General features: G+C 73.5%; 23 protein-coding genes. 21 read left to right on the forward strand and 2 right to left on the reverse strand.

Annotated features, from left to right (window positions below; genetic code table 11):
- Positions 1–550: 550 nt before the first annotated feature.
- Positions 551–931 (reverse strand): hypothetical protein, encoded by a 381-nt coding sequence (locus tag G3T38_RS08160; protein ID WP_163771808.1) that lies wholly within the window; start codon positions 929–931, stop codon positions 551–553.
- A 104-nt stretch (positions 932–1,035) separates the two neighbouring features.
- On the opposite strand from G3T38_RS08160, the gene thrS reads away from it, so the two are divergent.
- The 18 genes from thrS to G3T38_RS08250 all read left to right on the forward strand — a co-directional run bounded on the left by thrS (position 1,036) and on the right by G3T38_RS08250 (position 21,255).
- The gene (gene thrS, locus G3T38_RS08165; RefSeq protein WP_163771809.1) at positions 1,036–3,054 is read left to right on the forward strand and encodes a threonine--tRNA ligase; all 2,019 of its coding nucleotides are present in this window, start codon (positions 1,036–1,038) and stop codon (positions 3,052–3,054) included.
- Positions 3,055–3,080: 26 nt separating this feature from the next.
- Positions 3,081–4,058 (forward strand): glycoside hydrolase family 25 domain-containing protein, encoded by a 978-nt coding sequence (locus G3T38_RS08170; protein ID WP_163771811.1) that lies wholly within the window; start codon positions 3,081–3,083, stop codon positions 4,056–4,058.
- Positions 4,059–4,104: 46 nt separating this feature from the next.
- Positions 4,105–4,656: an HIT family protein gene (locus tag G3T38_RS08175; protein ID WP_338037532.1), complete on the forward strand. Its 552-nt coding sequence runs from the start codon at positions 4,105–4,107 to the stop codon at positions 4,654–4,656.
- The gene (locus G3T38_RS08180) at positions 4,653–5,444 is read left to right on the forward strand and encodes an inositol monophosphatase family protein (RefSeq protein WP_338037533.1); all 792 of its coding nucleotides are present in this window, start codon (positions 4,653–4,655) and stop codon (positions 5,442–5,444) included. The genes G3T38_RS08175 and G3T38_RS08180 overlap by 4 nt, the downstream gene beginning before the upstream one ends.
- A gap of 37 nt (positions 5,445–5,481) precedes the next feature.
- Positions 5,482–6,111, forward strand: coding sequence for a phosphatidylinositol phosphate synthase (gene pgsA / locus G3T38_RS08185; protein ID WP_163771813.1), 630 nt, complete (start codon positions 5,482–5,484; stop codon positions 6,109–6,111).
- Positions 6,112–6,256: 145 nt separating this feature from the next.
- Positions 6,257–7,330, forward strand: coding sequence for an AurF N-oxygenase family protein (locus G3T38_RS08190; protein WP_163771814.1), 1,074 nt, complete (start codon positions 6,257–6,259; stop codon positions 7,328–7,330).
- A 94-nt stretch (positions 7,331–7,424) separates the two neighbouring features.
- Entirely contained in the window at positions 7,425–9,203 is a 1,779-nt protein-coding gene (locus G3T38_RS08195) for an FAD-dependent oxidoreductase (RefSeq protein WP_163771815.1), read from the forward strand.
- A 10-nt stretch (positions 9,204–9,213) separates the two neighbouring features.
- Entirely contained in the window at positions 9,214–10,137 is a 924-nt protein-coding gene (gene pdxS / locus G3T38_RS08200) for a pyridoxal 5'-phosphate synthase lyase subunit PdxS (protein ID WP_163771816.1), read from the forward strand.
- Between the two features lie 19 nt (positions 10,138–10,156).
- Entirely contained in the window at positions 10,157–11,302 is a 1,146-nt protein-coding gene (locus G3T38_RS08205) for a metallophosphoesterase (RefSeq protein WP_206675832.1), read from the forward strand.
- Between the two features lie 59 nt (positions 11,303–11,361).
- On the forward strand, positions 11,362–12,021 hold the full coding sequence (gene pdxT / locus G3T38_RS08210) for a pyridoxal 5'-phosphate synthase glutaminase subunit PdxT (RefSeq protein ID WP_163771817.1): 660 nt from the start codon (positions 11,362–11,364) through the stop codon (positions 12,019–12,021).
- A gap of 16 nt (positions 12,022–12,037) precedes the next feature.
- Positions 12,038–12,805 carry a YebC/PmpR family DNA-binding transcriptional regulator gene (locus G3T38_RS08215; protein WP_163771818.1) on the forward strand — a complete coding sequence of 256 codons (768 nt, stop codon included), beginning with the start codon at positions 12,038–12,040 and terminating at the stop codon, positions 12,803–12,805.
- Positions 12,806–12,917: 112 nt separating this feature from the next.
- Positions 12,918–13,508, forward strand: a complete 591-nt coding sequence (ruvC, locus tag G3T38_RS08220) for a crossover junction endodeoxyribonuclease RuvC (RefSeq protein ID WP_163771819.1) — start codon at positions 12,918–12,920, stop codon at positions 13,506–13,508.
- Positions 13,505–14,107, forward strand: a complete 603-nt coding sequence (gene ruvA, locus G3T38_RS08225; protein ID WP_163771820.1) for a Holliday junction branch migration protein RuvA — start codon at positions 13,505–13,507, stop codon at positions 14,105–14,107. Before ruvC ends, ruvA begins: the two co-directional genes overlap by 4 nt.
- Before the next feature lie 10 nt (positions 14,108–14,117).
- Complete coding sequence (gene ruvB / locus G3T38_RS08230) at positions 14,118–15,197, forward strand: Holliday junction branch migration DNA helicase RuvB (protein WP_163771821.1); 1,080 nt, start codon at positions 14,118–14,120, stop codon at positions 15,195–15,197.
- A gap of 91 nt (positions 15,198–15,288) precedes the next feature.
- Positions 15,289–15,615 (forward strand): preprotein translocase subunit YajC, encoded by a 327-nt coding sequence (gene yajC, locus G3T38_RS08235; RefSeq protein ID WP_163771822.1) that lies wholly within the window; start codon positions 15,289–15,291, stop codon positions 15,613–15,615.
- A 1-nt stretch (position 15,616) separates the two neighbouring features.
- Positions 15,617–18,142 (forward strand): thioesterase domain-containing protein, encoded by a 2,526-nt coding sequence (locus G3T38_RS08240; RefSeq protein WP_163771823.1) that lies wholly within the window; start codon positions 15,617–15,619, stop codon positions 18,140–18,142.
- Between the two features lie 38 nt (positions 18,143–18,180).
- Positions 18,181–18,720 (forward strand): adenine phosphoribosyltransferase, encoded by a 540-nt coding sequence (locus tag G3T38_RS08245; protein WP_163772065.1) that lies wholly within the window; start codon positions 18,181–18,183, stop codon positions 18,718–18,720.
- Between the two features lie 300 nt (positions 18,721–19,020).
- On the forward strand, positions 19,021–21,255 hold the full coding sequence (locus tag G3T38_RS08250; protein WP_163772066.1) for a RelA/SpoT family protein: 2,235 nt from the start codon (positions 19,021–19,023) through the stop codon (positions 21,253–21,255).
- 244 nt (positions 21,256–21,499) lie between these two features.
- Here G3T38_RS08250 and G3T38_RS08255 read toward each other — a convergent pair whose 3' ends face one another.
- A complete protein-coding gene (locus G3T38_RS08255) occupies positions 21,500–22,726 on the reverse strand; it encodes a DUF349 domain-containing protein (RefSeq protein ID WP_163771824.1) in 1,227 nt (408 codons plus the stop codon).
- A gap of 140 nt (positions 22,727–22,866) precedes the next feature.
- On the opposite strand from G3T38_RS08255, the gene G3T38_RS08260 reads away from it, so the two are divergent.
- Genes G3T38_RS08260 through aspS form a run of 3 tightly spaced genes read left to right on the forward strand, consistent with a single transcriptional unit; the run spans position 22,867 to position 26,779 of the window.
- Positions 22,867–23,595, forward strand: a complete 729-nt coding sequence (locus G3T38_RS08260) for an MBL fold metallo-hydrolase (RefSeq protein ID WP_163771825.1) — start codon at positions 22,867–22,869, stop codon at positions 23,593–23,595.
- 32 nt (positions 23,596–23,627) lie between these two features.
- On the forward strand, positions 23,628–25,010 hold the full coding sequence (hisS, locus tag G3T38_RS08265; protein WP_163771826.1) for a histidine--tRNA ligase: 1,383 nt from the start codon (positions 23,628–23,630) through the stop codon (positions 25,008–25,010).
- Entirely contained in the window at positions 25,007–26,779 is a 1,773-nt protein-coding gene (gene aspS / locus G3T38_RS08270; protein WP_163771827.1) for an aspartate--tRNA ligase, read from the forward strand. The genes hisS and aspS overlap by 4 nt, the downstream gene beginning before the upstream one ends.
- The last annotated feature ends 37 nt before the right edge of the window (positions 26,780–26,816 follow it).

Raw genomic sequence — 26,816 nt, forward strand, 5'->3', positions numbered from 1 at the left:
ACCAGAACCGCCTTCGGCTTCCGCTCACCCCACGCACTCATCGCCCTCGCCATGCTCAACCTCGCAGGACACCGCCCCACCCTCCCCGGCCGCCGATAACCCACGGATCAGTCACAAGAGCCCGAAAACGCGGATCGGCCCGGGTGGCGCTGGTCCTCGGGGAAAGAAAACGCGGACAGGCTCGGGATCGGCTCGGGAGCGCACGAGAAGAGTGCGGGATCGGCCCCCGCGACACGCCGATGGAACGCCCTGAAGGTCCGCGTTTTCCTTCTCCGGCCGCGAGCCGCCGCGCACTTTCATCCCCCACGCGAGAGGCCGCGCGCATTCTTCTTCTCCGCGTCCGCGTTTTCCTTTCCCGAACGACCCCGGGCGTCCCCGGGCGTCCCCAGGCGTCCCCAGGCGTCCCCGAGCGACCTAGGTCGACCCCGGTCGACCCCGGTCGACCCCGGGGGCGCGACGTACCCGCCTCAGCCGCTCTCGGCGACGCGCTGGTGATGGTGCGGTGGTTCGCTGAGCACCCGTCTGCTCACCGAACCACCACGTTGTCGTGTCAGAAGAAGATCCGCCACGCCTCGGCGGCGCCGAGGACCAGCAGGCACGCCACCACGAGGAGCACGGCGGCGCAGCCGAGCATGCAACCCAGGTCCGAGGACTCGGGCGGCGGCTCGAGCCGATCCCACTCCTCAGGCAGCGGATGGCCCTCCGCCATCCAGGTGCGCGCGTGGTCCGCGTCGCAGAACGGGCGCACGCACCGGATCCTCCATTCGCCCTCACGGGGCACGTGCTCGCCGGCCTCGTCCCACTCCGGTCCGCCGTAGCCGACCCAGTCGCGCAGGAGCGCGAGCCGCGTCGTGTCGGGCGAACCGAGGTCGAGAGGCCGGCCGCAGTGCGCGCAGACCACGTCGGCAGGCTGCTGCTCGGGTGCGTCCACGGCCGCGAACCTACGGCCCGGCCGGGTGACCCTGGAAACCGACGCGAGGCCGGGAGCGTCCGACCGATAGCATCGCGCTCGGTCGGTAGAACCGTCCCACCCACATGTGCAGCCAACCCCCGAGGAGCCCCCCGGTGCCCGACATCCTGATCACCCGCATCCACGCCGACGAGCGTGAGGAGCGGAGGGTCACGACGGGCACCAAGGCGTGGGAGCTCTTCGCCGAGCAGCCCGACGTCATCGCGGCCCGGGTGGCCGGCCAGCTGAAGGACCTCGCCCACGAGCTCGCGGACGGCGACGAGGTCGAGGCCGTCGAGATCTCCAGCCAGGACGGTCTCGACATCCTGCGGCACTCGACCGCCCACGTGCTCGCCCAGGCGGTCCAGCAGCTGTTCCCCGAGGCCAAGCTCGGCATCGGTCCGCCGATCCGCGACGGGTTCTACTACGACTTCGACGTCGAGACCCCGTTCACCCCGGCGGACCTCGAGAAGATCGAGTCGCGGATGCGGAAGATCGTCAAGGAGAACCAGCGGTTCTCCCGTCGCGTCACCACCGACGCCGACGCCCTCACCGAGCTGCAGGACGAGCCCTACAAGCTGGAGCTCATCGCGCTCAAGGGCGGGGGAGCGGCCGAGGACGCCGCCGAGGGAGCGAGCGTCGAGGTCGGCGGCGCCGAGCTGACGATCTACGACAACATCGGTCGCAGCGGCGACGTGGTCTGGAAGGACCTCTGCCGCGGCCCCCACCTGCCGACCACCAAGCGCATCCCGGCGTTCAAGCTGATGCGCTCGGCCGCGGCGTACTGGCGGGGCAACGAGAAGAACAAGCAGCTGCAGCGCGTCTACGGCACCGCGTGGGAGAGCAAGGAGGCCCTCGAGGCCCACCTGCACCGCCTCGAGGAGGCGGAGCGCCGCGACCACCGCAAGCTGGGCCGCGAGCTCGACCTCTTCAGCTTCCCCGACGAGATCGGCTCGGGCCTGCCCGTCTTCCACCCCAAGGGCGGCGTCATCAAGCGCGCGATGGAGGACTACGTCCGCCAGCGCCACGTCGAGGAGGGCTTCGAGTACGTGGGCACCCCCCACATCTCGAAGGAGGGCACGTTCCACCTGTCGGGCCACCTGCCCTACTACGCCGACGGCATGTTCCCGCCCATGGAGTTCGAGGGCGAGAACTACTACCTCAAGGCCATGAACTGCCCGATGCACAACCTGATCTTCCGCTCGCGCGGACGGTCCTACCGCGAGCTGCCGCTGCGGCTGTTCGAGTTCGGGCACGTCTACCGCTACGAGAAGTCGGGCGTCATCCACGGCCTCACCCGCGTGCGCGGCTTCGCGCAGGACGACTCGCACTCCTACTGCACCCCCGAGCAGGCGCCGGCGGAGGTCAAGCACCTCCTCGACTTCATGCTGGGCGTGCTGCGCGACTTCGGGCTGGAGGACTTCTACCTCGAGCTCTCGACGCGTGACGAGTCGAAGCCGGAGAAGTTCGTCGGCACCCCGGAGCAGTGGGAGACCGCGACGTCGGTGCTCGAGCGCGTCGCGACCGAGTCGGGTCTGCAGCTCGTCCCCGACCCCGGTGGCGCCGCGTTCTACGGCCCGAAGATCTCCATCCAGGCGCAGGACGCCATCGGCCGCACCTGGCAGATGGGCACGGTGCAGTACGACTTCAACCAGCCCCAGGGCTTCGACCTGACCTACACCTCGTCCGACGGGTCGAAGCAGCAGCCGGTGATGATCCACGCCGCGAAGTTCGGCTCGATCGAGCGGTTCCTCGGCGTGCTGGTGGAGCACTACGCCGGCGCCTTCCCGCCCTGGCTCGCCCCGGTCCAGGTGCAGGCGATCCCGGTCGCCGAGCGTCACGTCGACTACCTGTACGACGTGGCCAAGCGCCTCAAGGCCGCCGGCATCCGCGTCGAGGTGGACGACTCCGACGACCGGATGCAGAAGAAGATCCGCAACGCGCAGCTGCAGAAGGTGCCCTTCATGGTCATCGTGGGCGACGCGGACGTCGAGGCGGGCGCGGTGTCGTTCCGCTACCGCAACGGCGACCAGGACAACGGCGTGCCGCTCGACGACGCGATCCAGCGGGTCGTGGACGCGGTCGCGGCCCGCACCCAGGTCTGAGGCACGGGCCGGCGAGGAGGGCAGCAGTGGCACGACGGACGCTCGGCCGGTCGTGGCTGGGTGCCGTGCTGCTGCTCGGCCTCCTCGCCGGCTGCGCCGACGGCGGTACGTCGCGGGCGGACGACCCGACGGAGGGCGCGTCCGCGACGTCCGGGGGTCCGGGCACGGCCACGGCCGATCCCCGGGGCGACCTGGCCCGCCTGGCCGAGGGCGCCGCGGGCGAGGTGCCGTCTACGACGGCGAGCCCGACCCCGGCACGCGACCCGGCACGCGACCCGGCCGAGGCCGTGCTCGGCGGTGACATCTCCTGGCCGCAGTGCCCGCGCGGGATGGGCATCCCCGAGAAGCGCACCCTCGGGATGCCGATGCCGCTCGACGCGGCGGAGTACGTCGTCGTCGGGCTGACGAACGGCCCCGGCTTCCACGCGAACCCGTGCCTCGCCGACCAGCTCTCCTGGGTGGCCGACCGGCACCTGCTCGGCGCGGCGTACGCGGTCGCGAGCTTCCCCGACGACGCCACGCTCGCCGCGCACGGCGCCGCGGGTCCGTGGACCGGGGGAGCGGAGCTCGACCGGCTGCGCAACACCGGTTACGCGCAGGGCCGGTTCAACGTGGCGTCCCTGCGCGACGCCGGGTTCGCGACCCCCGTGGTGTGGATCGACGTCGAGCCGGTGCCCGACTTCGAGTGGAGCGACGACCCCGTCGCCAACGCCGCCGTCGTCGAGGGCGTGGCCCGGGCGTACACGGACGCCGGCTACGCGATCGGGGTCTACTCGACGCCGTACCTGTGGGAGCAGGTCGTCGGCGACCTCGCCCTCGGGGTGCCGGAGTGGCGCGCCGCAGGCCACACGTCGCGGCAGGAGGCGCTCGACCGCTGCGGAGCGGACTGGTCCGTCCAGGGCGGGCCCGCGGTGCTCGGCCAGTGGGTGGAGGCCGACCGCGACCAGAACGTCACCTGCCCCGGCGTGGCCGCCGAGCTCGACCGCTGGTTCCACCAGTACTGACCCGATCGACACCCGCAGACCGACCGTGACCGACGCAGGAGGACGCGTGACCGACCCCGACGGGTTGATGCGGCTCTACACGCCCTACCGGATGGCCTACATCGCCGCCGGCGGACCGGCCGCGGGCGCACCCGACGCATCGGCCGAGGAGGCGCCCCCGACCACCGAGCCCGCGGGCTGCCCGTTCTGCCGCATGGTGGCCGGCACGGCGACGGGCCCGGACCTGGTGGTCGCCGAGGGGGAGACCGCGTTCGCGGTGCTCAACCTCTACCCCTACAATCCGGGCCACCTCATGGTGCTGCCGCGGCGCCACGTGGCCGACTACGTGGACCTCACCGACGACGAGACCAGGGAGGTCGCCGCGATGACGAAGTCGGCGATCCGCGCGATCCGCGCGGTGGCGACCCCCGACGCGTTCAACGTGGGGCTCAACCTGGGCTCCGCGGCGGGCGGCTCCCTGGCCGCCCACCTCCACCAGCACGTCGTGCCGCGGTGGTCGGGCGACGCGAACTTCATGACGGTCCTGGCCGGCACGAAGACGCTGCCGCAGCTGCTGGGGGACACCCGTGACCTGATCCGTGGGGCGTGGCGGGCGTGAGCGGCGTGCCCGACCCCGACGACGTCCGGCTGGCCGGGGCCCTCGTGCGGGAGGCCGGCACGCTCGCGGCCCGCATGCGCGCCGAGGGCGTCGAGGGGCTCGGCGTCGAGCAGAAGACCTCGGTGTCCGACGTCGTGACGGCGGCCGACCGGGCGGCGGAGGAGCTCGTGGCCCGCAGGTTGTCCGAGGAGCGCCCGGCCGACGGCGTCCTGGGGGAGGAGGGCGTCGACGAGCCCGGCACCAGCGGCCGGCGCTGGGTGGTCGACCCGGTGGACGGCACCTACAACTTCCTCTCGGGCCTCACCTGGTGGTGCTCGGCGGTCGCTCTCCTGGACGGGGACGAGCTGGTGCTCGGCGCGATCTACCACCCCCACGACGACGCCCTCCACCTCGGTGGCCCGGGCCTGCCCAGCACGCGCGACGGTGTGCCGATCGGGCCGCTCCGCGACGTACCGCTCGCGCGCACCAGCATGGCCACCTACTTCGCTCCCGGCGACCTGGTGGCCCGCGCGGGCGCGGCCTTCTACCGGGCCGCGGGCAGCGCCGCCGCGGTCCGCATGCTCGGCTCCGGCAGCATGGACGCCACCGCGGTCGCGCAGGGCCAGGTCGGGCTGGTGCTCCAGCACTCCGTGCCCCCCTGGGACGAGCTCCCCGGCGCCGCCCTCGTGCGGGGCGCCGGCGGCACGACGCAGCGGGTCCGCCACGAGGGCCTGGAGTGGTACGCCGCGGGGGCGCCCACGGCGGTCGCCGAGGCCTGCGCGGCCCTGGTGGGCGGGGCCGACGGGTAACGGACCGGCGGCGGTGATGGCCTAACCTGCCACCACCATGCTCGAGCGCTTCCGCGGGTTCTGGACCCGCCTCCTCTCGCCCGTCGCCCGTTTCCTCATCCGCTGCGGGGTCAGCCCCGATGCCGTCACCCTCGTCGGCACCCTGGGGGTCTGCGCCGGTGCGCTGGTCTTCTTCCCGCAGGGGCACCTGCTGGCCGGCGTCCTGTTCATCACGGCCTTCGTGTTCTCCGACCTCATCGACGGGTTCATGGCCCGCGAGACGGGCCGCACCAGCAAGTTCGGCGCGTTCCTCGACTCGACGCTGGACCGCATCGGGGACGGTGCGATCTTCGCCGGCCTCGCCCTCTACTGGGCCGGGCCCGGCGACTCCGACCTCTACCTCGTGCTCAGCCTCGTCTGCCTCGTCATGGGCAGCGTGACCTCCTACGCCCGGGCGCGCGCCGAGGGCCTCGGCTACCAGGCGAAGGTCGGCATCGCGGAGCGCAGCGACCGTCTCGTCTCGATCCTCGTCATGACGGGTCTCGGGGCGCTGTTCGACCTGCCGATCCTGCAGCAGGTCACCTTGTGGGCCCTGGCGGCGGCGAGCACGGTCACGGTCGTGCAGCGCATCTGGGTGGTGCGCCAGCAGGCGATGGCGGAGCACGACGCAGCCGCCGAAGGTGCGTGAACCCACCTCCGACCGAACGTGACACTCTGAATGTTACATAACCCTTGACATCGTCCTGAGCGCGACGCAGGCTGGTGCGACCGGGTGGTTCTCCGCCACCCCCGCGCCGGTCCCCGACGCGGTCCGCGACGACGAGGAGGGCACCATGTCCGCCCAGGCCCACGAGCTGCACGAGGTCGACGGTGTCGGCGCCGCCGACACCACCCAGCCGCGTTCCCGGCTCGAGCTCATCGACTGGAACGAGCCGGAGGTGCCCGAGGGCCTGACCGACGCGGAGTACGACGAGGTGCTGCACCGGCTCTCGGTCGCCTCGGTCGAGCGCCACTTCGACGCCTTCGCGGACATCGACTGGGACCACCCCGACTTCGAGGTGCGCGCCGACGACCCGCGGTGGGTGCTCCCCGACGTCGACCCGGTCGGCCGCCACCCGTGGTACAAGGCGCTGCCGCTCGAGGAGCAGATCCGCGTCGGCCAGTGGCGCTACGCCAACATCTTCAAGGTCGGCCTCCAGTTCGAGAACATCCTCATCCGCGGGATCATGCAGTACGTCTTCACCGCCGAGAACGGCTCGAAGGAGTACCGGTACCTCACGCACGAGGCGACCGAGGAGTGCCACCACACGCAGATGTTCCAGGAGGGCGTGAACCGGATGGGCGTCGACGCCCCCGGCATGCCGCGGTGGCTCCGCGCCGTGGCGTGGGCGCTCCCGCTGGCCGCGAGCAAGGTGCCGCTCGCGTTCTTCATCGGCGTGCTCGCCGGCGAGGAGCCGATCGACCACACGCAGAAGGCGCTCCTCCGCGAGGGCGTCGAGGTCCACCCCATGATCAAGCGCATCATGCAGATCCACGTCGCCGAGGAGGCGCGCCACATCTCCTTCGCGCACGAGTACGTCAAGCGCAACGCCCCCCGCGTCGGCCCCGTGGACCGCTTCCTCGTCTCGCTGGCGTTCCCGGTCATCATGCGGGTCCTCGGCGACGCGATCCTGGTGCCGGTCAAGGAGTTCCAGCAGGAGTTCGCGATCCCCGACGAGGTCATCGACGAGCTGTTCTGGGAGTCGGCGGAGTCGAAGGAGTTCCTCAGCGAGCTGTTCTCCGACGTGCGGATGCTCGCCGAGGAGTCCGGCCTCATGACCCGCCTCTCGCGCCGTGTCTGGCGCGCGCTCGGCATCGACGGCCGCCCCTCGCGCTACCGCAGCGAGCCGGCCGTGAAGTTCGCCTGAGCCGTCCCGCACGACCTCCCCACACGCCCCGGTCCGCGGCGGCGCCGACCGTCGTCGGCGTCGCCGCGTCCCGCTCCCGAGGCCGGAGAACCCCATGCCCCACGTCGTGACCCGTTCCTGCTGCGGCGACGCCTCCTGCGTCTTCGCGTGCCCGGTCAACTGCATCCACCCCACCCCCGACGAGCCGGACTTCGCCACGGCCGAGATGCTCTACGTCGACCCGGTCGCCTGCGTCGACTGCGGGGCCTGCGTCTCCGCCTGCCCGGTCGGGGCGATCAAGCCCCACACGAAGCTCACCGACGCCGAGCTGCCGTTCCTCGAGATCAACCAGCTGTTCCACACGCCGCCGGCACCGCGGCCGGTCCAGGCTCCGCTGCGGAAGATCGCCCGCACGGACCCCGCACGGGGCGGCCTGCGGGTCGCGATCGTCGGCTCCGGACCGGCGGCGCTGTACGCCGCGGACGAGGTGCTCAAGCAGGAGGGCGCCCGGGTCACCGTCGTGGACCGCCTCCCGACGCCGTACGGGCTGGCGCGGGCCGGGGTCGCCCCCGACCACCCGGACACGCGCGAGGTGATCGGGCTCTTCCGGGAGATCGAGCGCCAGGAGGGCTTCGCCTACGTGCTCGGCGCCGAGGTGGGCACCGACCTGACCCACGAGGACCTCGCGGCCCACCACCACGCGGTGCTCTACGCCACGGGCGCGTCCCTCGACCGACGCCTCGGGATCCCGGGGGAGGACCTCGCCGGGAGCGGCACGGCGACCTCGTTCGTGGCCTGGTACAACGGGCACCCCGACCACACCACGCTCGACGTGCCGCTGGACGCGGAGCGCGTCGTCGTCGTGGGCAACGGCAACGTGGCGCTCGACGTGGCGCGCATCCTCGCCACCGACCCGGAGCGCCTGGCCGGCACCGACATCGCCGACCACGCCCTCGCCGCGCTGCGGACGAGCGCCGTGCGGGAGGTCGTGCTGGTGGCGCGGCGCGGGGCCGCGCAGGCGGCGTGCACGCTGCCCGAGCTGACCGGTCTCGCCATGCGCGACGACATCGACCTGGTGGTCGAGGGCGGTCTGCGGCTCGACGAGGAGACGGAGCGTCGCCGGGCCGACGGCACGCTGGACCGCCTGCTCGAGCAGAAGCTGCGAGTGCTCGAGAAGCTCCCCGCGCCGCGCGGCGGCGGCCGGCGTCGGGTCGTGCTGCGGTTCGGCGCGTCGCCCGCCCGCGTGCTCGGCGAGGGCGTCGTGGAGGGGCTCGAGCTCGTCGAGAACGACCTCGTCGTCGACGCCGACGGCACGGTGCGCGCTGTCGCCACCGACCGCACGACGGTGCTCGACGCCGGTCTCGTGCTCCGCTCGGTCGGCTACCGCGGCCGGCCCGTCGCCGGAGTCCCCTTCGACGAGGTGTCGGCGACGATCCCCAACGTCGCCGGCCGCGTCGTGGACGCCGCGGGTGCCCCGGTCCCGGCGACGTACGTCGCGGGGTGGATCAAGCGCGGCCCGTCCGGTTTCATCGGCACCAACAAGAGCGACGCCGAGGAGACGGTCGCCCACCTCGTCGACGACTTCAACACGGGGCTGCTGCCCGCGCCGGCCGGGGCGCCGACCTCGTTCGCGGCGCTCGTGCGCCGGCGGGTACCGGGCGCGCTCGACCTCGCGGGCTGGCGCGCCGTCGACTCCTACGAGCGGGCGTGGGGGGCCGAGCACGGCCGTCCGCGGCGTCGCCTGGTCGACCGCGACGCCATCGCGGAGGTGGTGCGCGTGGCGGCCGAGCGGCAGGAGCGCGAGGGGCTCGCGCGGGTGCGGCATGCGCGCACCGTGCCGTGGCGTCGGTCCGAGGGACGGGCGCCGACCGGCTCCGTCCCGCCCCGGCCCTAGGGTGCCGCCCATGACGAGCACGGAGAACAGCACCACCCCCGCGAGCGGGTCCTCGGCCACCGGCACCTCCCGGGTGAAGCGCGGGATGGCGGAGATGCTCAAGGGCGGCGTGATCATGGACGTGGTCACGCCCGAGCAGGCGAGGATCGCCGAGGACGCCGGCGCGGTCGCGGTGATGGCCCTGGAGCGCGTGCCCGCCGACATCCGCGCCCAGGGCGGGGTCTCGCGGATGAGCGACCCGGACATGGTCGAGGGGATCATCGCCGCGGTCTCGATCCCGGTGATGGCCAAGGCCCGGATCGGCCACTTCGCCGAGGCGCAGGTGCTGCAGTCCCTGGGGGTCGACTACATCGACGAGTCGGAGGTGCTGACGCCCGCCGACTACGCGAACCACATCGACAAGTGGCAGTTCACGGTGCCGTTCGTCTGCGGGGCGACGAACCTGGGCGAGGCGCTGCGGCGCATCACCGAGGGCGCGGCGATGATCCGCTCCAAGGGCGAGGCCGGCACGGGCGACGTGTCGAACGCCGTGATGCACATGCGCACGATCGGCGGGGAGATCCGTCGGCTGGGTGCGCTGAGCCCGGACGAGCTGTACGTCGCGGCGAAGGAGCTCCAGGCGCCGTACGAGCTCGTGGCGGAGGTCGCGGCGAGCGGCACGCTGCCGGTGGTGCTGTTCACCGCCGGCGGGATCGCGACCCCGGCCGACGCGGCGATGATGATGCAGCTCGGCGCCGAGGGCGTGTTCGTCGGCTCGGGCATCTTCAAGTCGGGCAACCCGGCGCAGCGCGCCGAGGCGATCGTCAAGGCGACGACCTTCTTCGACGACCCCGACGTGGTCGCGAAGGTGTCGCGCGGTCTGGGTGAGGCGATGGTCGGGATCAACGTCGACGAGATCCCCCAGCCCCACCGCCTCGCCGAGCGCGGTTGGTGACGTCCGCGAGGATCTCCGGGTGATCTGGCTCGGCCTCCTCGTCTTCCTCGCCCTCCTCGTCGGCTGGGTCGTCTGGCTCGTCCGACGCCTCGCGGTCGCTCCGCGCTGGGGGGAGGTGCTGCCCGCGTCCGCCGCACGGTGGGTGCGGCGCGGGGCTGCTGCGTTCGTGGTGCTGGGCACGGTGCTCCTCGTCGTCGCCGAGGTGCTGCAGCGCCTGGTCGACCCGGCGCCGTGGCGTCCGTTGCTCTGGCTGGGCCTGACCTGGGTGTCGGTGGTCTGGTACCTGACCCTCGGGCTCGTGCTCGTGGCCCTCGTCTGCGGCGTGCTGCGCCTGGTCCGCCGGCCGACGTGGCGCGACGCGGTCGCGCGGGTGGGAGCCGTCGGAGCCCTCGTCGCGGCGCTCGGCGTGACCGGCTACGGCCTGGGGGAGGCCGCCGACGTGCGCACGAGCGAGGTCGAGGTGACGGTCGACGACCTCGACCCCGGTCTCGACGGCCTGCGGGTCGCGCTGGTCACCGACCTGCACGTCGGCCCCGTGCGCGACGCCGACTTCGTCGCGTCCGTGGTCGACGGCGTCCAGGCGGCCGACCCCGACCTGGTCGTCCTCGGCGGCGACTACAGCGACGGCCCCGAGCGCCACGTCGGCGCCTACCTCGATCCCCTCGGGGAGCTGGACGCGCCGTACGGGGTCGTGGCGGTGACGGGCAACCACGAGTTCATCAACGGCGACGCCGACGAGGTGATGGCGCGTCTCGACGGCCTCGGCATCACGGCCCTCCGCAACGAGAACGTCGTCGTCGAGCGGGACGGCGCCCGGCTCGTCGTGGCCGGGGTGCACGACGCCGTCGGCGAGGGCGAGGACGCGCCGGACCCCGACGCGGCGCTGGCGGGCACGAGCCCCGACGACGCGATCCTGTACGTCGCGCACGAGCCCGCGCAGGTCGAGGTGGGCCGCGGGATCGACGTCCAGATGTCGGGCCACACGCACGGCGGCCAGCTGTGGCCGTTCGGCTACCTGGTGCGGCTCGACCAGCCCACCCTGGCCGGCGTCGACGAGGTGGAGGGCGTGCAGGTCGTGACGAGTCGCGGGGCCGGGGCCTGGGGGCCGCCCGTGCGCGTGGCGGCTCCGCCCGAGGTCGTGGTGGTCACGCTCCGGGCGGGCTGAGCGTCTCACCTGGAGAGCAGACGTGCCGGCGTCCGGACCAGCCGCTACCGTCGGCCCTCGTGTCCCGCCCCACCGCGCCGTACGTCGGTGTCCTCGCCCTCCAGGGGGACGTGCGGGAGCACGTCGCCGCCCTCACGGCGCTCGGTGCCGCCGCGGGTCCGGTGCGCCGGCCCGCGGAGCTCGACCGCTGCGACGGCCTCGTGCTGCCCGGCGGGGAGTCGACGACCATCGGCCGCCTGGCGCGGCACTTCGACCTGCTCGCTCCGCTGCGCGCGTACGTCGCGGCCGACCGCCCGGTGCTCGGCACGTGCGCCGGGATGGTGCTGCTGGCCGACCGGGTGCTCGACGGCACCCCGGCCCAGCAGGACGGCAGCGAGACGGTGGGCGGCCTCGACGTGACGGTCCGCCGCAACGCGTTCGGACGGCAGGTCGACTCGTTCGAGACGCCGATCCGGCTCCGCGGCGCGGAGGTGCCGGTGCCGGGCGTCTTCATCCGGGCGCCCTGGGTGGAGTCCGTCGGGCCGGGGGTCGAGGTGCTCGGGCGGGTCGAGGGGTCCCCGGCGCAGGGCGACGCCGCAGGTAGGATCGTCGCGGTCCGGCAGGGCGCCGTGCTCGCGACGTCGTTCCACCCCGAGATCGGGGCGGGCGGCGGGTCGGTGGTGCACCGCCTGCTCCTGGACGTGATCGACGAGGCGGCGAGCGCCGCTCGAGGCAGCTGAGAAGAAGAGGTAGCGCATGTCCGGCCACTCCAAGTGGGCGACCACGAAGCACAAGAAGGCCGCGATCGACGCCAAGCGCGGCAAGCTGTTCGCCAAGCTCATCAAGAACATCGAGATCGCGGCCAAGATGGGCGGCCCCGACCTCGGCGGCAACCCGACGCTCTACGACGCCGTGCAGAAGGCGAAGAAGCAGTCGGTCCCCAACAAGAACATCGACGCCGCGGTCAAGCGCGGTGGCGGTCTCGACGGCGGCGGCGTCGACTACGAGACGATCATGTACGAGGTGTACGGCCCGCAGGGCGTGGCGCTGCTCGTCGAGTGCCTCACCGACAACCGCAACCGCGCCGCGATGGAGGTCCGCACGGCGGTCACGCGCAACGGCGGCACCATGGCCGACCCCGGCTCGGTGTCGCGGCTCTTCCAGCGCCGCGGCGTCGTCGTGGTCGCCAAGGAGCAGGACGGCAAGGTGGTCTCGGAGGACGAGGTCATCGAGGTGACCCTCGACGCCGGTGCCGACGAGGTCGCCGACCACGGCGACACCATCGAGGTGCAGTCGGAGCCCGGCGACGTGGTCGCGGTGCGCACCGCGCTGCAGGAGGCGGGCATCGACTACGACTCCGCCGAGGTGCAGTTCGTCGCGACGATGGACATCCCGGTCACGGAGCCGGAGGCCGCCGGCAAGGTCTTCCGCCTCGTCGACGTCGTCGACGACCTCGACGACGTGCAGAACGTCTTCACCAACGCCGACATCCCCGACGAGGTCATGGAGCAGGTCGACGCCTGACCCGTCGGAGCCCGCTCCCCGGTGCCCGCCCGGCGCGTCGCCGACGACGGCGGGGCCCGGGGCGGATAGCGTGCACCGCTAGAACAGGCGTTCGACGTCGAGGGAGAGTGGCATGCGCGTGCTGGGGATCGACCCCGGTCTGACCCGGTGCGGCGTGGGTGTCGTGGAGGGACAGCTCGGGCGTCCGCTGACCCTCGTCGACGTCAACGTGGTCCGCACGTCGGCGAGCGTCCCCGTGCCGGAGCGTCTCGTCACGATCGAGCGGGCCGTCGACGCGTGGATCGAGGAGCACCGGCCCGACGTGGTCGCCATCGAGCGCGTGTTCGCCCGTTCCGACGTGAGCACCGTGATGGGCACGGCGCAGGCGAGCGGCATCGCGATGGTGGTCGCCGCGCGCCGCGGCATCACCGTCGCCCTCCACACGCCGAGCGAGGTGAAGGCGGCCGTCTCCGGCAGCGGCCGCGCCGACAAGGCCCAGGTGGGTGCGATGGTCACCCGGATCCTGCGGCTCGACGCGATGCCCAAGCCGGCCGACGCGGCCGACGCCCTGGCGCTCGCCATCACGCACATCTGGCGCGGTGGGGCGCAGCAGCGGCTCGACGCCGCGACCGCCGCGGGCTTCGGGAGCACCGCACCCAACAGGTACGCCGCGGCCGTCGCCGCGCACGGGAGGCAGGGCATGAGCGGGAGGAAGCAGCGATGATCGCGTTCGTGCGCGGCGAGGTCGCCGCGGTGGGTCTGACGACGGCGGTCGTGGCCGTCGGCGGGATCGGGCTGGAGCTGCAGTGCACGCCCGGCACGCTCGCCACGCTGCGGCGGGGCGAGCAGGTCACCCTGCCCTCCAGCCTCGTCGTGCGCGAGGACTCGCTGACGCTGTTCGGCTTCCTCGACGAGGACGAGAAGCAGGTCTTCCAGCTCGTGCAGACCGCGTCGGGCGTGGGGCCCAAGGTCGCGCAGGCGATGGTCGCCGTGCTGCGGCCCGACGAGCTGCGGCGCGCGGTGCGCGACGAGGACGTCAAGACGCTCACCCGCGTGCCCGGCATCGGCCCGAAGGGCGCCCAGCGCATCATCCTCGAGCTGAAGGACAAGGTGGGCGTGCCCGGCACCTCTGCCGCCCTGCCCGACGGCACCACGGCGCCGGCTGCGGGCTGGCGCGAGCAGGTCCACGGCGGTCTCGTCGGTCTCGGCTGGACCGCCAAGGAGGCGGACAAGGCCGTCGAGGGCGTCGCCCCGCAGGCCGGCGACACCCCCGACGTCGGCGCCCTGCTCCGCGCCGCCCTGCAGTCGCTGAGCCGGGCGTGAGCGGTCCCCGATGACCTACGACGACGAGCTCGCCGCCGCCGAGGACCTGCACCTGCGGTCGCTGGTCGCCGCGGAGGCGGACGGCGACGAGCGGGCGGTCGAGGCCGCCCTGCGGCCGCGGACCCTCGACGAGGTGGTCGGGCAGGTGCGGGTGCGCGAGCAGCTCGGTCTCGTGCTCGAGGCGGCCCGCCGCCGGGGCCGCACCCCCGACCACGTGCTGCTGTCGGGACCGCCGGGCCTCGGCAAGACGACGCTCGCCATGATCATCGCGGCGGAGATGTCGGCGCCGCTGCGCCTGACCAGCGGCCCCGCGATCACCCATGCCGGCGACCTGGCCGCGATCCTGTCCGGCATGAACGAGGGCGACGTCCTCTTCGTGGACGAGATCCACCGCATGTCGCGCCCGGCGGAGGAGATGCTCTACATGGCGATGGAGGACTTCCGGGTCGACGTCGTCATCGGCAAGGGACCGGGGGCCACGGCCATCCCGTTGGAGATCCCGCCCTTCACCCTGGTGGGAGCGACGACGCGGGCGGGCCTGCTCCCCGGTCCGCTGCGCGACCGGTTCGGGTTCACGGCGCACCTCGAGTTCTACGAGCCGGACGACCTCGACCGCATCGTCCGCCGCTCGGCCGGGCTGCTGGGGTGCGAGGTGGAGCTCGACGGCACGGCGGAGATCGCCTCGCGCTCCCGCGGCACGCCGCGCATCGCCAACCGGCTGCTCCGGCGGGTGCGGGACTACGCGCAGGTCCGCGCCGACGGGGTCGTCACCCGGGCGGTGGCCCGGGCGGCGCTCGACCTCTACGAGGTCGACGCCTCCGGCCTCGACCGCCTCGACCGTGCCGTGCTCGATGCGCTCTGCCGGCGGTTCGGCGGAGGGCCGGTGGGCGTGTCGACGCTCGCCGTCGCCGTCGGCGAGGAGCGCGAGACCGTCGAGGAGGTGGCCGAACCGTTCCTGGTGCGCCAGGGACTCCTCGCGCGCACGCCGCGGGGCCGCGTCGCCACCCCGGCCGCCTGGGCCCACCTCGGCCTGCGGGCACCCGCCGGGACCTGGGCGGACGCGGCCGACGCCCCCCTGTTCGAGGGCTGAGCCCGACGGGTCGGCGGCGCGGCACGGGCTCCGGATAGGATCGCCGCAGCCCCCGGGCTCCACGTCGCCGATCGGAAGAGACCCTTCTCTCGTGTACGAGCTGCTGTTCCTTGTCGTCATCGTCTTCTTCTTCTGGCTGGTGCTGATCCGCCCGCAGCAGCGCCGCGCGAAGGCGCAGGTCGAGCTCCAGCGGTCGCTCACCGCAGGCCAGTGCGTCATGCTGACGAGCGGTGTCTTCGGCACGCTGGTCGACGTCGAGCACGGCGACAACGTCTCGGTGGAGATCGCGCCCGGCGTGGTCATCGAGGTCGTGCGCGGTGCGGTCGCCGTCGTGGTCCCCGAGGCCACGGACGAGCCGGCCGGCCCGACCGACGCCGACGCGGTCGTCGACCTCGACAAGCGGGCCGACGAGAGCTGAGATGACCGCGGTCGCGTCGCGCGGCTCCCGTGGCGCCGTCCTCTTCGCGCTGCTGCTCCTCACGACCGTCGGTCTCCTGCTCCTGACGGCGACCTGGACGCCCCGCTGGGGCGTCGACGTGCTGGCCGGCACCCGGGTCGTCGTGACCCCGGCCGACCCCGACGCCTCCGACGCGGACCTCGACGCGACCGCCGCCGAGCTCCAGGCACGCGCCCGCGCGGCCGGAGCCCCCGGTGCGACCGTGCGGCGGGGGAGCGACGGGCCCTACCTCGTCGCTCTCCCGGGACGCCCCGACGAGCGGGTGCTCGACGCCCTGCGCTCGAACGACCAGGTGGCCCTCCGCGGGGTGGCGGCCGTCGGCCTGTCGCTGCCGAGCCTGCCGCCGCCCCCGTCCGGGGCCGCGGACCCCGTGCCGACGGGCGACCTGCCGACGCCCGACGTCGCCGCGGTGGGGTGGACCCTCGCCCCGGACGGTGCCTGGTCCTCGGCGCTGGCGGCCCTGCGGTGCGACGACCCCTCGGCCGTCGCCGCGCTCGCGGAGCAGGAGGCCGATCCCCGACGTCCCCTCCTCGCCTGTGACCCCACCGGTGTGCCCCTGCTGCTCGGCCCCGCGCTCGTCACCGGTACCGCCGTGGACGACGCGGCCGCGGAGCTGGACGACGGCACCTGGGCCGTGGGCCTCGACCTCGAGCCCGCCGCCGCCGGGACGGTCGCCGCTGCCGTCGAGGACCTGATGCCCCTCGCGGAGGACCGCGTCGCCGTGGCGGCCGAGGACGCGCCGGCGCCCTCCGGACCCGACGACGACCAGGCGGAGGGGGCGGGCGATCCGGACGAGGACGAGCGCCCACCGCTCCGCGTGCTCGCGGTGACGCTCGACGCCGACCTCGCCGCCGTGGGGGACGCCCGGATCGACCTGCTCACCGCGCCGGACGGCGGGGACGGCGGGGACGGCGAGGCGGACCCGGACGGCGCGGGCGGGGCGGACGGCGCGCCGAGCGCGGAGCCGGAGCGTGACGCCGTCGCCGTCGCCGATCCCACGCTCGACCAGCGCTCGGCGGCGGAGGTCGCCGCCCGGGTGCAGGACGGTGCGCTGCCGGCGGCCATCGGCTCGGCGTCCGTGGTGCGGCTCGGCTCCACCCTCGACCGCGACGAGGGCTCGCACGCCGCGGCCGCCGCGCTCCTCGGGCTCCTCGGTGCGGTGCTCGCCGCGTTCGTGCTCGTCCGGCGGCGGGCCGTCCTCCCCGTCGCGGCCGTCGTCGGCACCGGGGCGCTGGCCGCTCCCGGGCTGCTCGTGGCCGACCAGGTGCTCGGCCTGGCGTTGTCCCTTCCCGCCGTCGTGGCGACGCTCGGCACGCTGGGCGTCGCGCCGCTGCTGGCGGTCGGCATCCTCGTCGTGCAGGAGCGGGAGCTGCCGGGGCGCACCCCGGCTGCGGCCGCGGCCCGCGCCGGCGCGGAGGTCTGGCGACGCTGGTGGCCGCCCGTCGCCGCCGGGGCCGTCGGCGCGGGGCTCGTCCGGTCGTCCGCCGGCGACCTCGTCGGCGACGTGGCCGTCGCGGTCGGCACCGTCCTGCTGGCTGCGCTGGTCACGGGCGGGACGCTCGTCCGTTCCGGCGCCGTGCTGCTCGCCGGCGGAGCGGGAGCGACTCCGGCCCCGGCGCCCTCTCCAGGCCCCACGCGCGCCGGGCGACCGGCACCGCTCGTGCTGGCCGCGCTCGCGGTCGTCGCCCTCGTGGCGATCGCCGGGCTCGTGGTGCGGGGCGTCGCCTCCGACCCCGCCTTCACGGCCGGGGAGGAACACCTCGTCACCGTGAGCGGCGACCCCGTCGATGCACGGGGTGCCGTGCGCGACGCGGCGCGCGACGCGGGCGTCGCGGTCTCCTCGTTGCGGGACGCTGGCGAGAGCACGGTCATCCTGACGACGCCGACGCTCTCGGACGTCGAGCGCGCCGAGCTCGCGGGCGCCCTCCGCGCCGTACCGGTGGTCACGGGCCCCGTCACCACCGGTGGCTTCGACGCCGCCGGCTCGACCCGCGCCTGGCAGGTCGGCGCGGGACTGCTCGCGCTGTCGCTGGTGGGGGGCGTGCTGCTGGGGCGGCGGCTCATCGCCGCCCCGCTCCGCCTGGTGCCCGTGGTGCTGGCGGCGACGTCCCTCGACCTGCTGCTGGGCCTCGGCCTGGCGTCCTGGATCGGCGTGACGTGGTCGCCGGCCACGCTGGCGGCGCTCGGCGTGGTCGCCGTCGTCGGCGTCACCACCCACCTGGCCGTCGTGGCCGACCGCGCGAGCGGCGCTCGGCTGGCGCCGCGGTACGTCGCCGGCGCCGTGCTGCACCTCGTCCCCCTCGCCGCCGTCGTGGTCGCGGCGCCGTCCGTGCGCGGTCCCTTCGCGCTGGTGCTCGCCGGGCTGGCCGTCGCGCTCACCAGCGCGTTGTGCCTGACGGCCGCGGCGGCGGGAACGCAGGTCCCGGCTCCCGGCGGAAGTCCCGCCGTACCCCCGTCCCGCCCCCATCGAGAGGTGCCCGTCCCGTGATCCCCGTCCCCGGCTCCACCCCCACCCGCGACGAGCGGATCGCGGCCGGCGCCGCGGCCGTCGCCGCACTGCTCGTCGACGTCCCCGACTTCCCGGAACCGGGGGTGGTGTTCAAGGACGTCACCCCGCTCCTCGCCGACGCGACGGGCTTCGCCGCGACGGTCGCCGCGCTCGCGGAGGCGGGCCGTGGCGACGACGGTGCGGTCGTGGTCGACAAGGTCGTCGGGATGGAGGCGCGCGGGTTCCTGTTCGGCACTCCCGTCGCCCAGGCCCTCGGCGTCGGCTTCGTGCCCGTGCGCAAGGCGGGCAAGCTGCCGCGGGAGGTGCACGAGCAGTCCTACGCGCTGGAGTACGGCGAGGCGACGCTCGCCGTCCACGTCGACGGTGTCGCGCCGGGGGAGCGGGTGCTGGTCGTGGACGACGTGCTGGCGACCGGCGGCACCGCCGTCGCCACGCGGGCACTGGTCGAGCGCTGCGGCGCCCAGGTGGTCGGCTTCGCGCTGCTCCTCGAGCTCACGTTCCTGCCCGGTCGGGCCGCGCTCGGCGACACGCCGGTGCTGACGCTCCGGCAGGTCTGAGGCGGTGCGACGCGGCCGGCGCCGAGCCGTGCCGGGTCCGCGGACGCGATGTCGTCGCCAACGCCTAGACTGGCGAAGGTGAGCGACGAGCGGGCGGGCAGCACGGGCGCAGAGGTCCGTTCGCGGGACGACGACGGCGTGGTGCCGGGCGACGTCCCGCCCGCCGAGGTGGCGGCCGGACACGACGCCGCCGACGACCCGGGCCGTGCCGCCTGGCTCCGCACGCGCCGCCCGACACCGGGCCGCGACGTGAGCACCGCTCCGACCCGCAGCACCGAGGCGGTCACGTCGGCGCGCAGCATGCGGGCGCGGCTCGCGCGGATCGGCACGCGGAGCCAGCCCGGCAACCCGGTGCTCGACCCGCTGTTCCGCGCGGTGCGCGCCAACCACCCGAAGGCCGACCTCGCGCTCCTGGAGCGGGCGTACCTGACCGCCGAGCGCATGCACGGCACCCAGATGCGCAAGAGCGGCGACCCCTACATCACCCACCCGCTCGCCGTGACGACGATCCTCGCCGAGATCGGCATGACGGAGCCGACCCTGGTGGCGGCCCTGCTCCACGACACGGTCGAGGACACGCCGTACACGCTCGACGAGCTGCGCGCCGACTTCGGCGACGAGGTGGCGCTGCTGGTCGACGGCGTGACGAAGCTCGACAAGGTGCAGTACGGGGACTCGGCCCAGGCGGAGACCATCCGCAAGATGATCGTCGCGATGTCGCGCGACATCCGGGTGCTCGTCATCAAGCTCGCCGACCGGCTGCACAACATGCGCACGCTGCGCTACGTCAAGCAGGAGACGCAGGAGCGCAAGGCCCGCGAGACCCTCGACATCTTCGCGCCGCTCGCCCACCGCCTCGGCATGAACACGCTGAAGTGGGAGCTGGAGGACCTGGCGTTCGCGACGCTGCACCCGAAGATCTACGACGAGATCGTGCGTCTCGTCGCCGACCGGGCGCCGTCGCGCGACCAGTTCCTCGCGGAGGTGATCGCCCAGGTCACGGCCGACCTCAAGGACGCCAAGATCAAGGCGACCGTCACCGGGCGGCCGAAGCACTACTACTCGATCTACCAGAAGATGATCGTCGGCGGCCGCGAGTTCACCGACATCTACGACCTGGTCGGCATCCGCGTGCTCGTCGAGGAGGACCGCGACTGCTACACGGTGATGGGCACCGTGCACCAGCGGTGGAACCCGGTGCTCGGCCGGTTCAAGGACTTCATCGCGATGCCGAAGTTCAACATGTACCAGTCGCTCCACACCACCGTCATCGGCCCGCAGGGCAAGCCGGTGGAGATCCAGATCCGCACGTTCGCCATGCACAAGCGGGCGGAGTACGGCGTGGCGGCGCACTGGAAGTACAAGGAGGACAACCGCACCGGCGTCGACACCGACCGGCTCGGCGACCCCGACGACATGAACTGGGTGCGCCAGCTGCTCGACTGGCAGTCCGACGTGGAGGACCCGGGGGAGTTCCTCGACTCGCTGCGCTACGAGATCAACCGCGCCGAGGTCTACGTCTTCACCCCGCGGGGCGACGTCATCGCGCTCCCGACGGGCGCCACGCCGGTCGACTTCGCCTACGCGGTGCACACCGAGGTCGGTCACCACACGATCGGCGCACGCGTCAACGGCCGGCTCGTGCCGCTCGAGTCGACCCTCGACAACGGCGACGTCGTCGAGGTGTTCACCTCGAAGGCGCAGACCGCCGCGCCGTCGCAGGACTGGCTGACCTTCGTGAAGTCGCCGCGGGCCCGCTCCAAGATCCGTGCCTGGTTCACGAAGGAGCGCCGCGAGGAGGCGATCGAGCGGGGCAAGGACCAGCTCGCCAAGCTGATGCGCAAGGAGGGCCTGCCCCTCAAGCGCCTCATGTCGGCGGAGACGCTGCGGCTCGCGGCGGTCCACTTCAAGCTCGACGACATCACGGCGCTCTACGCCGCGGTCGGCGAGGGGAACCTCTCGGCCCAGGCCGTCGTACGCCGCGTGATCGACCTCCACGGCGGCGAGGAGGGCGCGCGGGAGCACGCCGCCGAGGGCGTCACCATCACGTCGCCGCGGCGGTCGCGGAAGGCCACCCCCAGCAGCACGGAGTCGGGCGTCATCGTGCGCGGCGTCGCCGACGTGTGGGTGAAGCTGGCCAAGTGCTGCACGCCCGTGCCGCCCGACCCGATCCTGGGCTTCGTCACCAAGGGCGGCGGGGTCTCGGTGCACCGCCAGGACTGCACCAACGCGGACAACCTGCAGGGCCAGCCGGAGCGGCTCGTCGAGGTCGAGTGGGCGCCGACGGCCCAGTCGACGTTCCTCGTCAACATCCAGGTCGAGGCGCTCGACCGGGCGCGGCTGCTGTCCGACATCACGATGGTGCTGTCCGACGCCCACGTGAACATCCTCAGCGCGACGCTCAGCACGACACGCGACCGCGTGGCGAAGAGCCGGTTCACGTTCGAGATGGCCGACGCGAAGCACCTCGACACCGTCCTGCGTGCCGTCCGCACCGTGCCGGGCGTGTTCGACGCGTACCGCGTGACGCAGTAGCCCGCCCGAGCCAGCGGCCCGGTTGGGCCGCGGCGCGGCCGGGGGGCTGAAAGAAAACGCGGACCCGGGAAAGAAAACGCGGACCGGTCGGACTTCTGGAACGATCCAACCGCGCTTCCGGGGCCATCCGGTCCGCGTTTTCTTCCCTCGGGCGAGAGCCCAGCCGGCACCCGCACCCACGACGGGCCCGGCCCCGCACCCGGATTCGGGTGCGGGGCCGGGATCGTGCGCGGCGTGCCGCGGATCAGCCGAAGTCCTCCGAGGCGCGACGCGCGGCGTCGAGGAACATCTGGCGCGAGGCGAGGTTGCCCTCGAGCTCGGCGACCTTCTTCTGGTTGCCGGCGGCGCGGGCCTGCTCGAGCTCCGCCTCGACCTCGGCGATCGCCGACTCGAGCTTGGTGATGACGTCGTTCGCGCGTGCGGACTTCTCGGGGTCCGAGCGGCGCCACTGCTCGTCCTCGACGCCGCGCAGCGCCTGCTCGACGCGACGCATCCGGCCTTCGAGGTCCTTCATGCGCTCGCGCGGCACCTTGCCGGCGGCGTCCCAGCGCTCGGCGAGGTCGCGGAAGGTGCGCTTGGCGGCCTCCAGGTCCTGCACGGGCACGAGGGCCTCGGCCTCGACGAGGATCTGCTCCTTCACCTCGGCGTTGGCCGCGAACTCGGCGTCGAGCTCGGAGTTGGCGGCGTCCCGGGCCCCGAAGAAGGCGTCCTGCGCGCCCCGGAAGCGACGCCACAGCGCCTCGTCCACGTCGCGCGGCGCAGGCCCCGCGGCCTTCCAGTCGCGCATGAGGTCGCGGTAGCGACCGGCGGTCGGGCCCCACTCCGTCGACGTGGAGAGCGCCTCCGCCTCGACGACGAGCCGCTCCTTGACGGCGCGAGCGCCCTCGCGCTTCTCGTTGAGCTGGGCGAAGTGGGACTTCCGGCGCCGGGTGTACGCCGTGCGCGCACCGGAGAACCGCCGCCACAGGGCGTCGTCGGAGCTGCGGTCGAGCCGGGGGAGCGCCTTCCACTCCTCGAGGAGGTCGCGCAGGCGGTTGGCGCCGTTGCGCCAGTCGTCGCCCTCCGCGATCGCCTCGGCCGCGCTGGCGATGCGCTCCTTCTCGCCCCGGGCGGCGGCGACCTTCTCGGCGCGCTCCGCCTTCTTGACCTCGCGCTGGGCGTCGATCGTCGCGGTGAGGGCGTCGAGCCGGGTCAGCAGCCCGGCGAGGTCACCGACGGCGTTCGCGTCCGTGACCGCGGTCCGCACCTTCTGCACGGAGGCCGCCGCGTCCTCGGGGCCGACCGCGCCGCTCGAGATCCGCTGCTCCAGCAGGTCGACCTCGAACTTCAGTGCGTCGTACCGGTCCGTGAAGAACTTCAGTGCCTCCGCGGGCGAGCCCTCCGGGTACTGCCCCACGGCACGTTCCCCGTCGGAGGTGCGCACGTAGACCGTGCCGTCCTCGTCGACCCGTCCCCACTCATGACCCGTCACGTGGTCGTCCTCTTCGCTCGCTGGCCGCTGGCCGCAGCCGCTTGCGGCGGGGGTGTGCCCGTCCGTGCGACTACCGGGGGCCCATGCTAGTCAGAAGCGCCGAAGTGCGGGGGCACGAACCCACTCGGTACTGTGCTCGGGTGTTCATCGCCGGATTCCCCGCAGGCTCGTGGGGCACGAACTGCTACGTCGTCGCGACCGGCAAGGGCACGGAGTGCATCGTGGTCGACCCGGGCCAGGACGCGGCCTCGGGCGTCGAGCAGGTCGTCGCCGAGAACCGGCTCAAGCCCGTCGCGGTGCTGCTGACCCACGGCCACATCGACCACATGTGGTCGGTGACGCCGGTGGCCGGCGCCTACGACGCGACGGCGTGGATCCACCCGCGCGACCGGCACCTGCTGAGCGACCCGATGGCGGGGATCTCGCGGGAGAGCGCCGCGATGCTGCTCGGCGGTCGCCACGAGTTCGTCGAGCCCGACGACGTCGCCGAGCTGGCCGACGGCCAGGCGCTCGAGCTGGCGGGCCTCACCTTCACCGTCGACCACACGCCCGGCCACACCGCCGGCTCCGTCACCTTCCGCACGCCGTACGGCGCGGCGGCGGGCCAGGCGGAGATCTCGGAGGTCATGTTCGCGGGCGACCTGCTGTTCAAGGGCTCGATCGGACGCACCGACCTCCCCGGCGGGGACCATCCGACGATGCTGCGCACCCTCGCCAGCAAGGTGCTCCCGCTGGCCGACGACGTCGTGGTGCTCCCCGGCCACGGCGAGCAGACCTCGATCGGTCGCGAGCGCGCCACGAACCCCTACCTGCTCGACCTCCTCGAGAGCGACGGCGACGGCACCCCGCCCGTGCGCCGCGGCCTCTGAGTGCTCGACACGTCCCAGGAGATCCCCACCCCATGAGCAAGCCCACCCCGCTGAGCGGGTTCCCCGAGCTGCTGCCCGCCCAGCGGGTCGTCGAGCAGCTCGTCGTCGACACCCTGCGCCGCACCTTCGAGCTGCACGGGTTCGCCGGCATCGAGACGCGTGCCGTCGAGCCGATGGACCAGCTGCTCCGCAAGGGCGACACCTCGAAGGAGGTGTACGTGCTGCGCCGGCTGCAGGCCGACGACGCCGGGTCCGACGCCGGCATCGGTCTGCACTTCGACCTCACGGTGCCGTTCGCCCGCTACGTCCTGGAGAACGCCGGCAAGCTCGAGTTCCCCTTCCGGCGCTACCAGATCCAGAAGGTGTGGCGGGGCGAGCGGCCGCAGGACGGGCGCTACCGCGAGTTCACGCAGGCCGACATCGACGTCATCGGCCGGGACACGCTGCCGTTCCACCACGACGTCGAGGTCACGAAGGTGATGCTCGACGCGCTGCGGCGGCTCGCGCACCCCGACGTCATCGGGCTGCCCGGCTTCCGGCTGCAGGTCAACAACCGCAAGCTCATCCAGGGCTTCTACCTCGGCCTGGGGCTGAGCGACGTCGACGAGGTCATGCGGCTGGTCGACAAGCTCGACAAGCTGCCGGCCGAGAAGGTCGCCGAGCTGCTCGTGGCGGAGGCCGGCGCGACGCCCGCGCAGGCCGAGGCGTGCCTGCGGCTGGCCACCATCCGCACCGACGACGACTCGTTCGTGGACCAGGTGCGCGCCCTCGGGGTCTCCCACGAGCTGCTCGACGAGGGCCTCGAGGAGCTGGCCACGCTCGTGCGCGGCGCCGCCCCGCTGGCCGACGAGCACGTGCGGATCACCGCCGACCTCTCCATCGCGCGGGGACTCGACTACTACACCGGCACCGTGTTCGAGACGCGGCTGGACGGCTACGAGTCGATGGGCTCCATCTGCTCGGGCGGCCGGTACGACGCGCTCGCCTCCGACGGGCGCACGACGTACCCCGGCGTGGGGATCTCGCTCGGCGTCTCCCGCGTGCTGGTGCCGCTGCTGTCCCGCGGCGTGCTGACGGGGAGCCGCTCCGTGCCCAGCGTCGTGCTCGTCGCGCTCACCGACGAGGCCTCGCGCCCCGCCAGCGACGCCGTCGCGGACGCCCTCCGGGCCCGCGGCATCGCCTGCGAGGTCGCCCCCACCGCGGCCAAGTTCGGCAAGCAGATCAAGCACGCCGACCGGCGCGGCATCCCGTTCGTCTGGTTCGTCGGCACCGACGAGCAGGGCGCGCCGACCCACCAGGTCAAGGACATCCGCGACGGAAACCAGGTGGACGCCGACCCGGCGGCCTGGACACCATCGACCGACGACCTGCGCCCGCAGGTCGTCAGCCCCACCACCGAGGAGACAAGCTCGTGATCCGCACCCATGACGCCGGGGCCCTGCGCCCCGAGCACGTCGGCCAGACCGTCACCCTCGCCGGGTGGGTGGCCAAGCGGCGCGATCACGGTGGCGTGGCGTTCCTCGACCTCCGTGAGGCGAGCGGCGTGGCCCAGGTCGTCGTGCGCGACGAGGAGGTCGCCGGCGGGCTCCGCAACGAGTACTGCGTGAAGGTCACCGGCGAGGTCGCGCTGCGCCCCGAGGGCAACGCCAACGCCAACCTGGCGTCCGGCGAGATCGAGGTCATCGCGACCGAGGTCGAGGTGCTGTCGGCCGCCGCGCCGCTGCCGTTCCCGATCGACGACCACGTGGACGTCGGCGAGGAGGCGCGCCTGCGGCACCGCTACCTCGACCTGCGCCGTACGGGCCCGGGTCGCACGCTGCGCCTGCGCAGCGAGGTCAACCGCGCGGCCCGCGAGGTGCTCGCCGGCCACGACTTCGTCGAGGTCGAGACGCCGACCCTCACCCGCTCGACGCCCGAGGGTGCGCGCGACTTCCTGGTGCCGGCGCGCCTGCAGCCGGGCAGCTGGTACGCCCTGCCGCAGAGCCCGCAGCTGTTCAAGCAGCTGCTGATGGTGGCCGGGATGGAGCGGTACTACCAGATCGCGCGCTGCTACCGCGACGAGGACTTCCGCGCCGACCGGCAGCCCGAGTTCACGCAGCTCGACATCGAGATGAGCTTCGTCGAGCAGGACGACGTCATCGCCCTGGCCGAGGAGATCCTCACGGCGCTGTGGGCGCTCGTCGGCCACGAGGTGCCGACCCCGCTGCCGCGGATGACGTACGCCGAGGCCATGCGCCGCTTCGGCTCGGACAAGCCGGACCTGCGGATGGGCCAGGAGCTCGTCGAGTGCACCGACTACTTCAAGGACACGACGTTCCGCGTGTTCCAGGCGGAGTACGTCGGTGCGGTCGTGATGCCCGGCGGCGCCTCGCAGCCCCGCAAGCAGCTCGACGCGTGGCAGGAGTGGGCGAAGCAGCGGGGCGCGCGTGGGCTGGCGTACGTGCTCGTGCAGGAGGACGGCGAGCTGACCGGCCCCGTCGCGAAGAACCTGTCCGACGCCGAGAAGACGGGCCTGGCCGCGCACGTCGGTGCCGTCCCCGGCGACTGCATCTTCTTCAGCGCCGGCGCCACGAAGCCGATGCGCGCCCTCCTCGGTGCCGCCCGTCTCGAGATCGGCCGTCGCTGCGGCCTCATCGACGAGAGCGCCTGGAGCTTCCTGTGGGTCGTCGACGCCCCGCTGTTCGAGCCCGCGTCCGACGCGGTCGCCAGCGGCGACGTGGCCGTCGGTGCGGGCTCGTGGACGGCGGTGCACCACGCGTTCACGTCGCCGAAGGAGCCCGAGGGCTTCGACGCCGACCCCGGCAACGCGCTCGCCTGGGCCTACGACATCGTCTGCAACGGCAACGAGATCGGCGGCGGCTCGATCCGCATCCACCGCGAGGACGTGCAGAAGCGCGTGTTCGCGATCATGGGGCTCGACGAGGCCGAGGCCGAGGAGAAGTTCGGCTTCCTGCTGGAGGCGTTCAAGTTCGGCGCGCCCCCGCACGGCGGCATCGCCTTCGGCTGGGACCGGATCGTGGCGCTCCTCGCGGGCGTCGACTCGATCCGCGAGGTGATCGCGTTCCCGAAGTCGGGCGGCGGCTTCGACCCGCTGACGGCCGCGCCGGCGCCGATCACCCCGGCCCAGCGCAAGGAGGCCGGCGTCGACGCCACGCCCGAGCCGAAGCCGACGCCCGAGGCCTGATCCTCGTCGAGTTGTCACGTACGACGCGTTCGTCGCG

It is taken from the genome of Nocardioides zeae, assembly GCF_010686755.1.
Lineage (GTDB): Bacteria > Actinomycetota > Actinomycetes > Propionibacteriales > Nocardioidaceae > Nocardioides > Nocardioides zeae.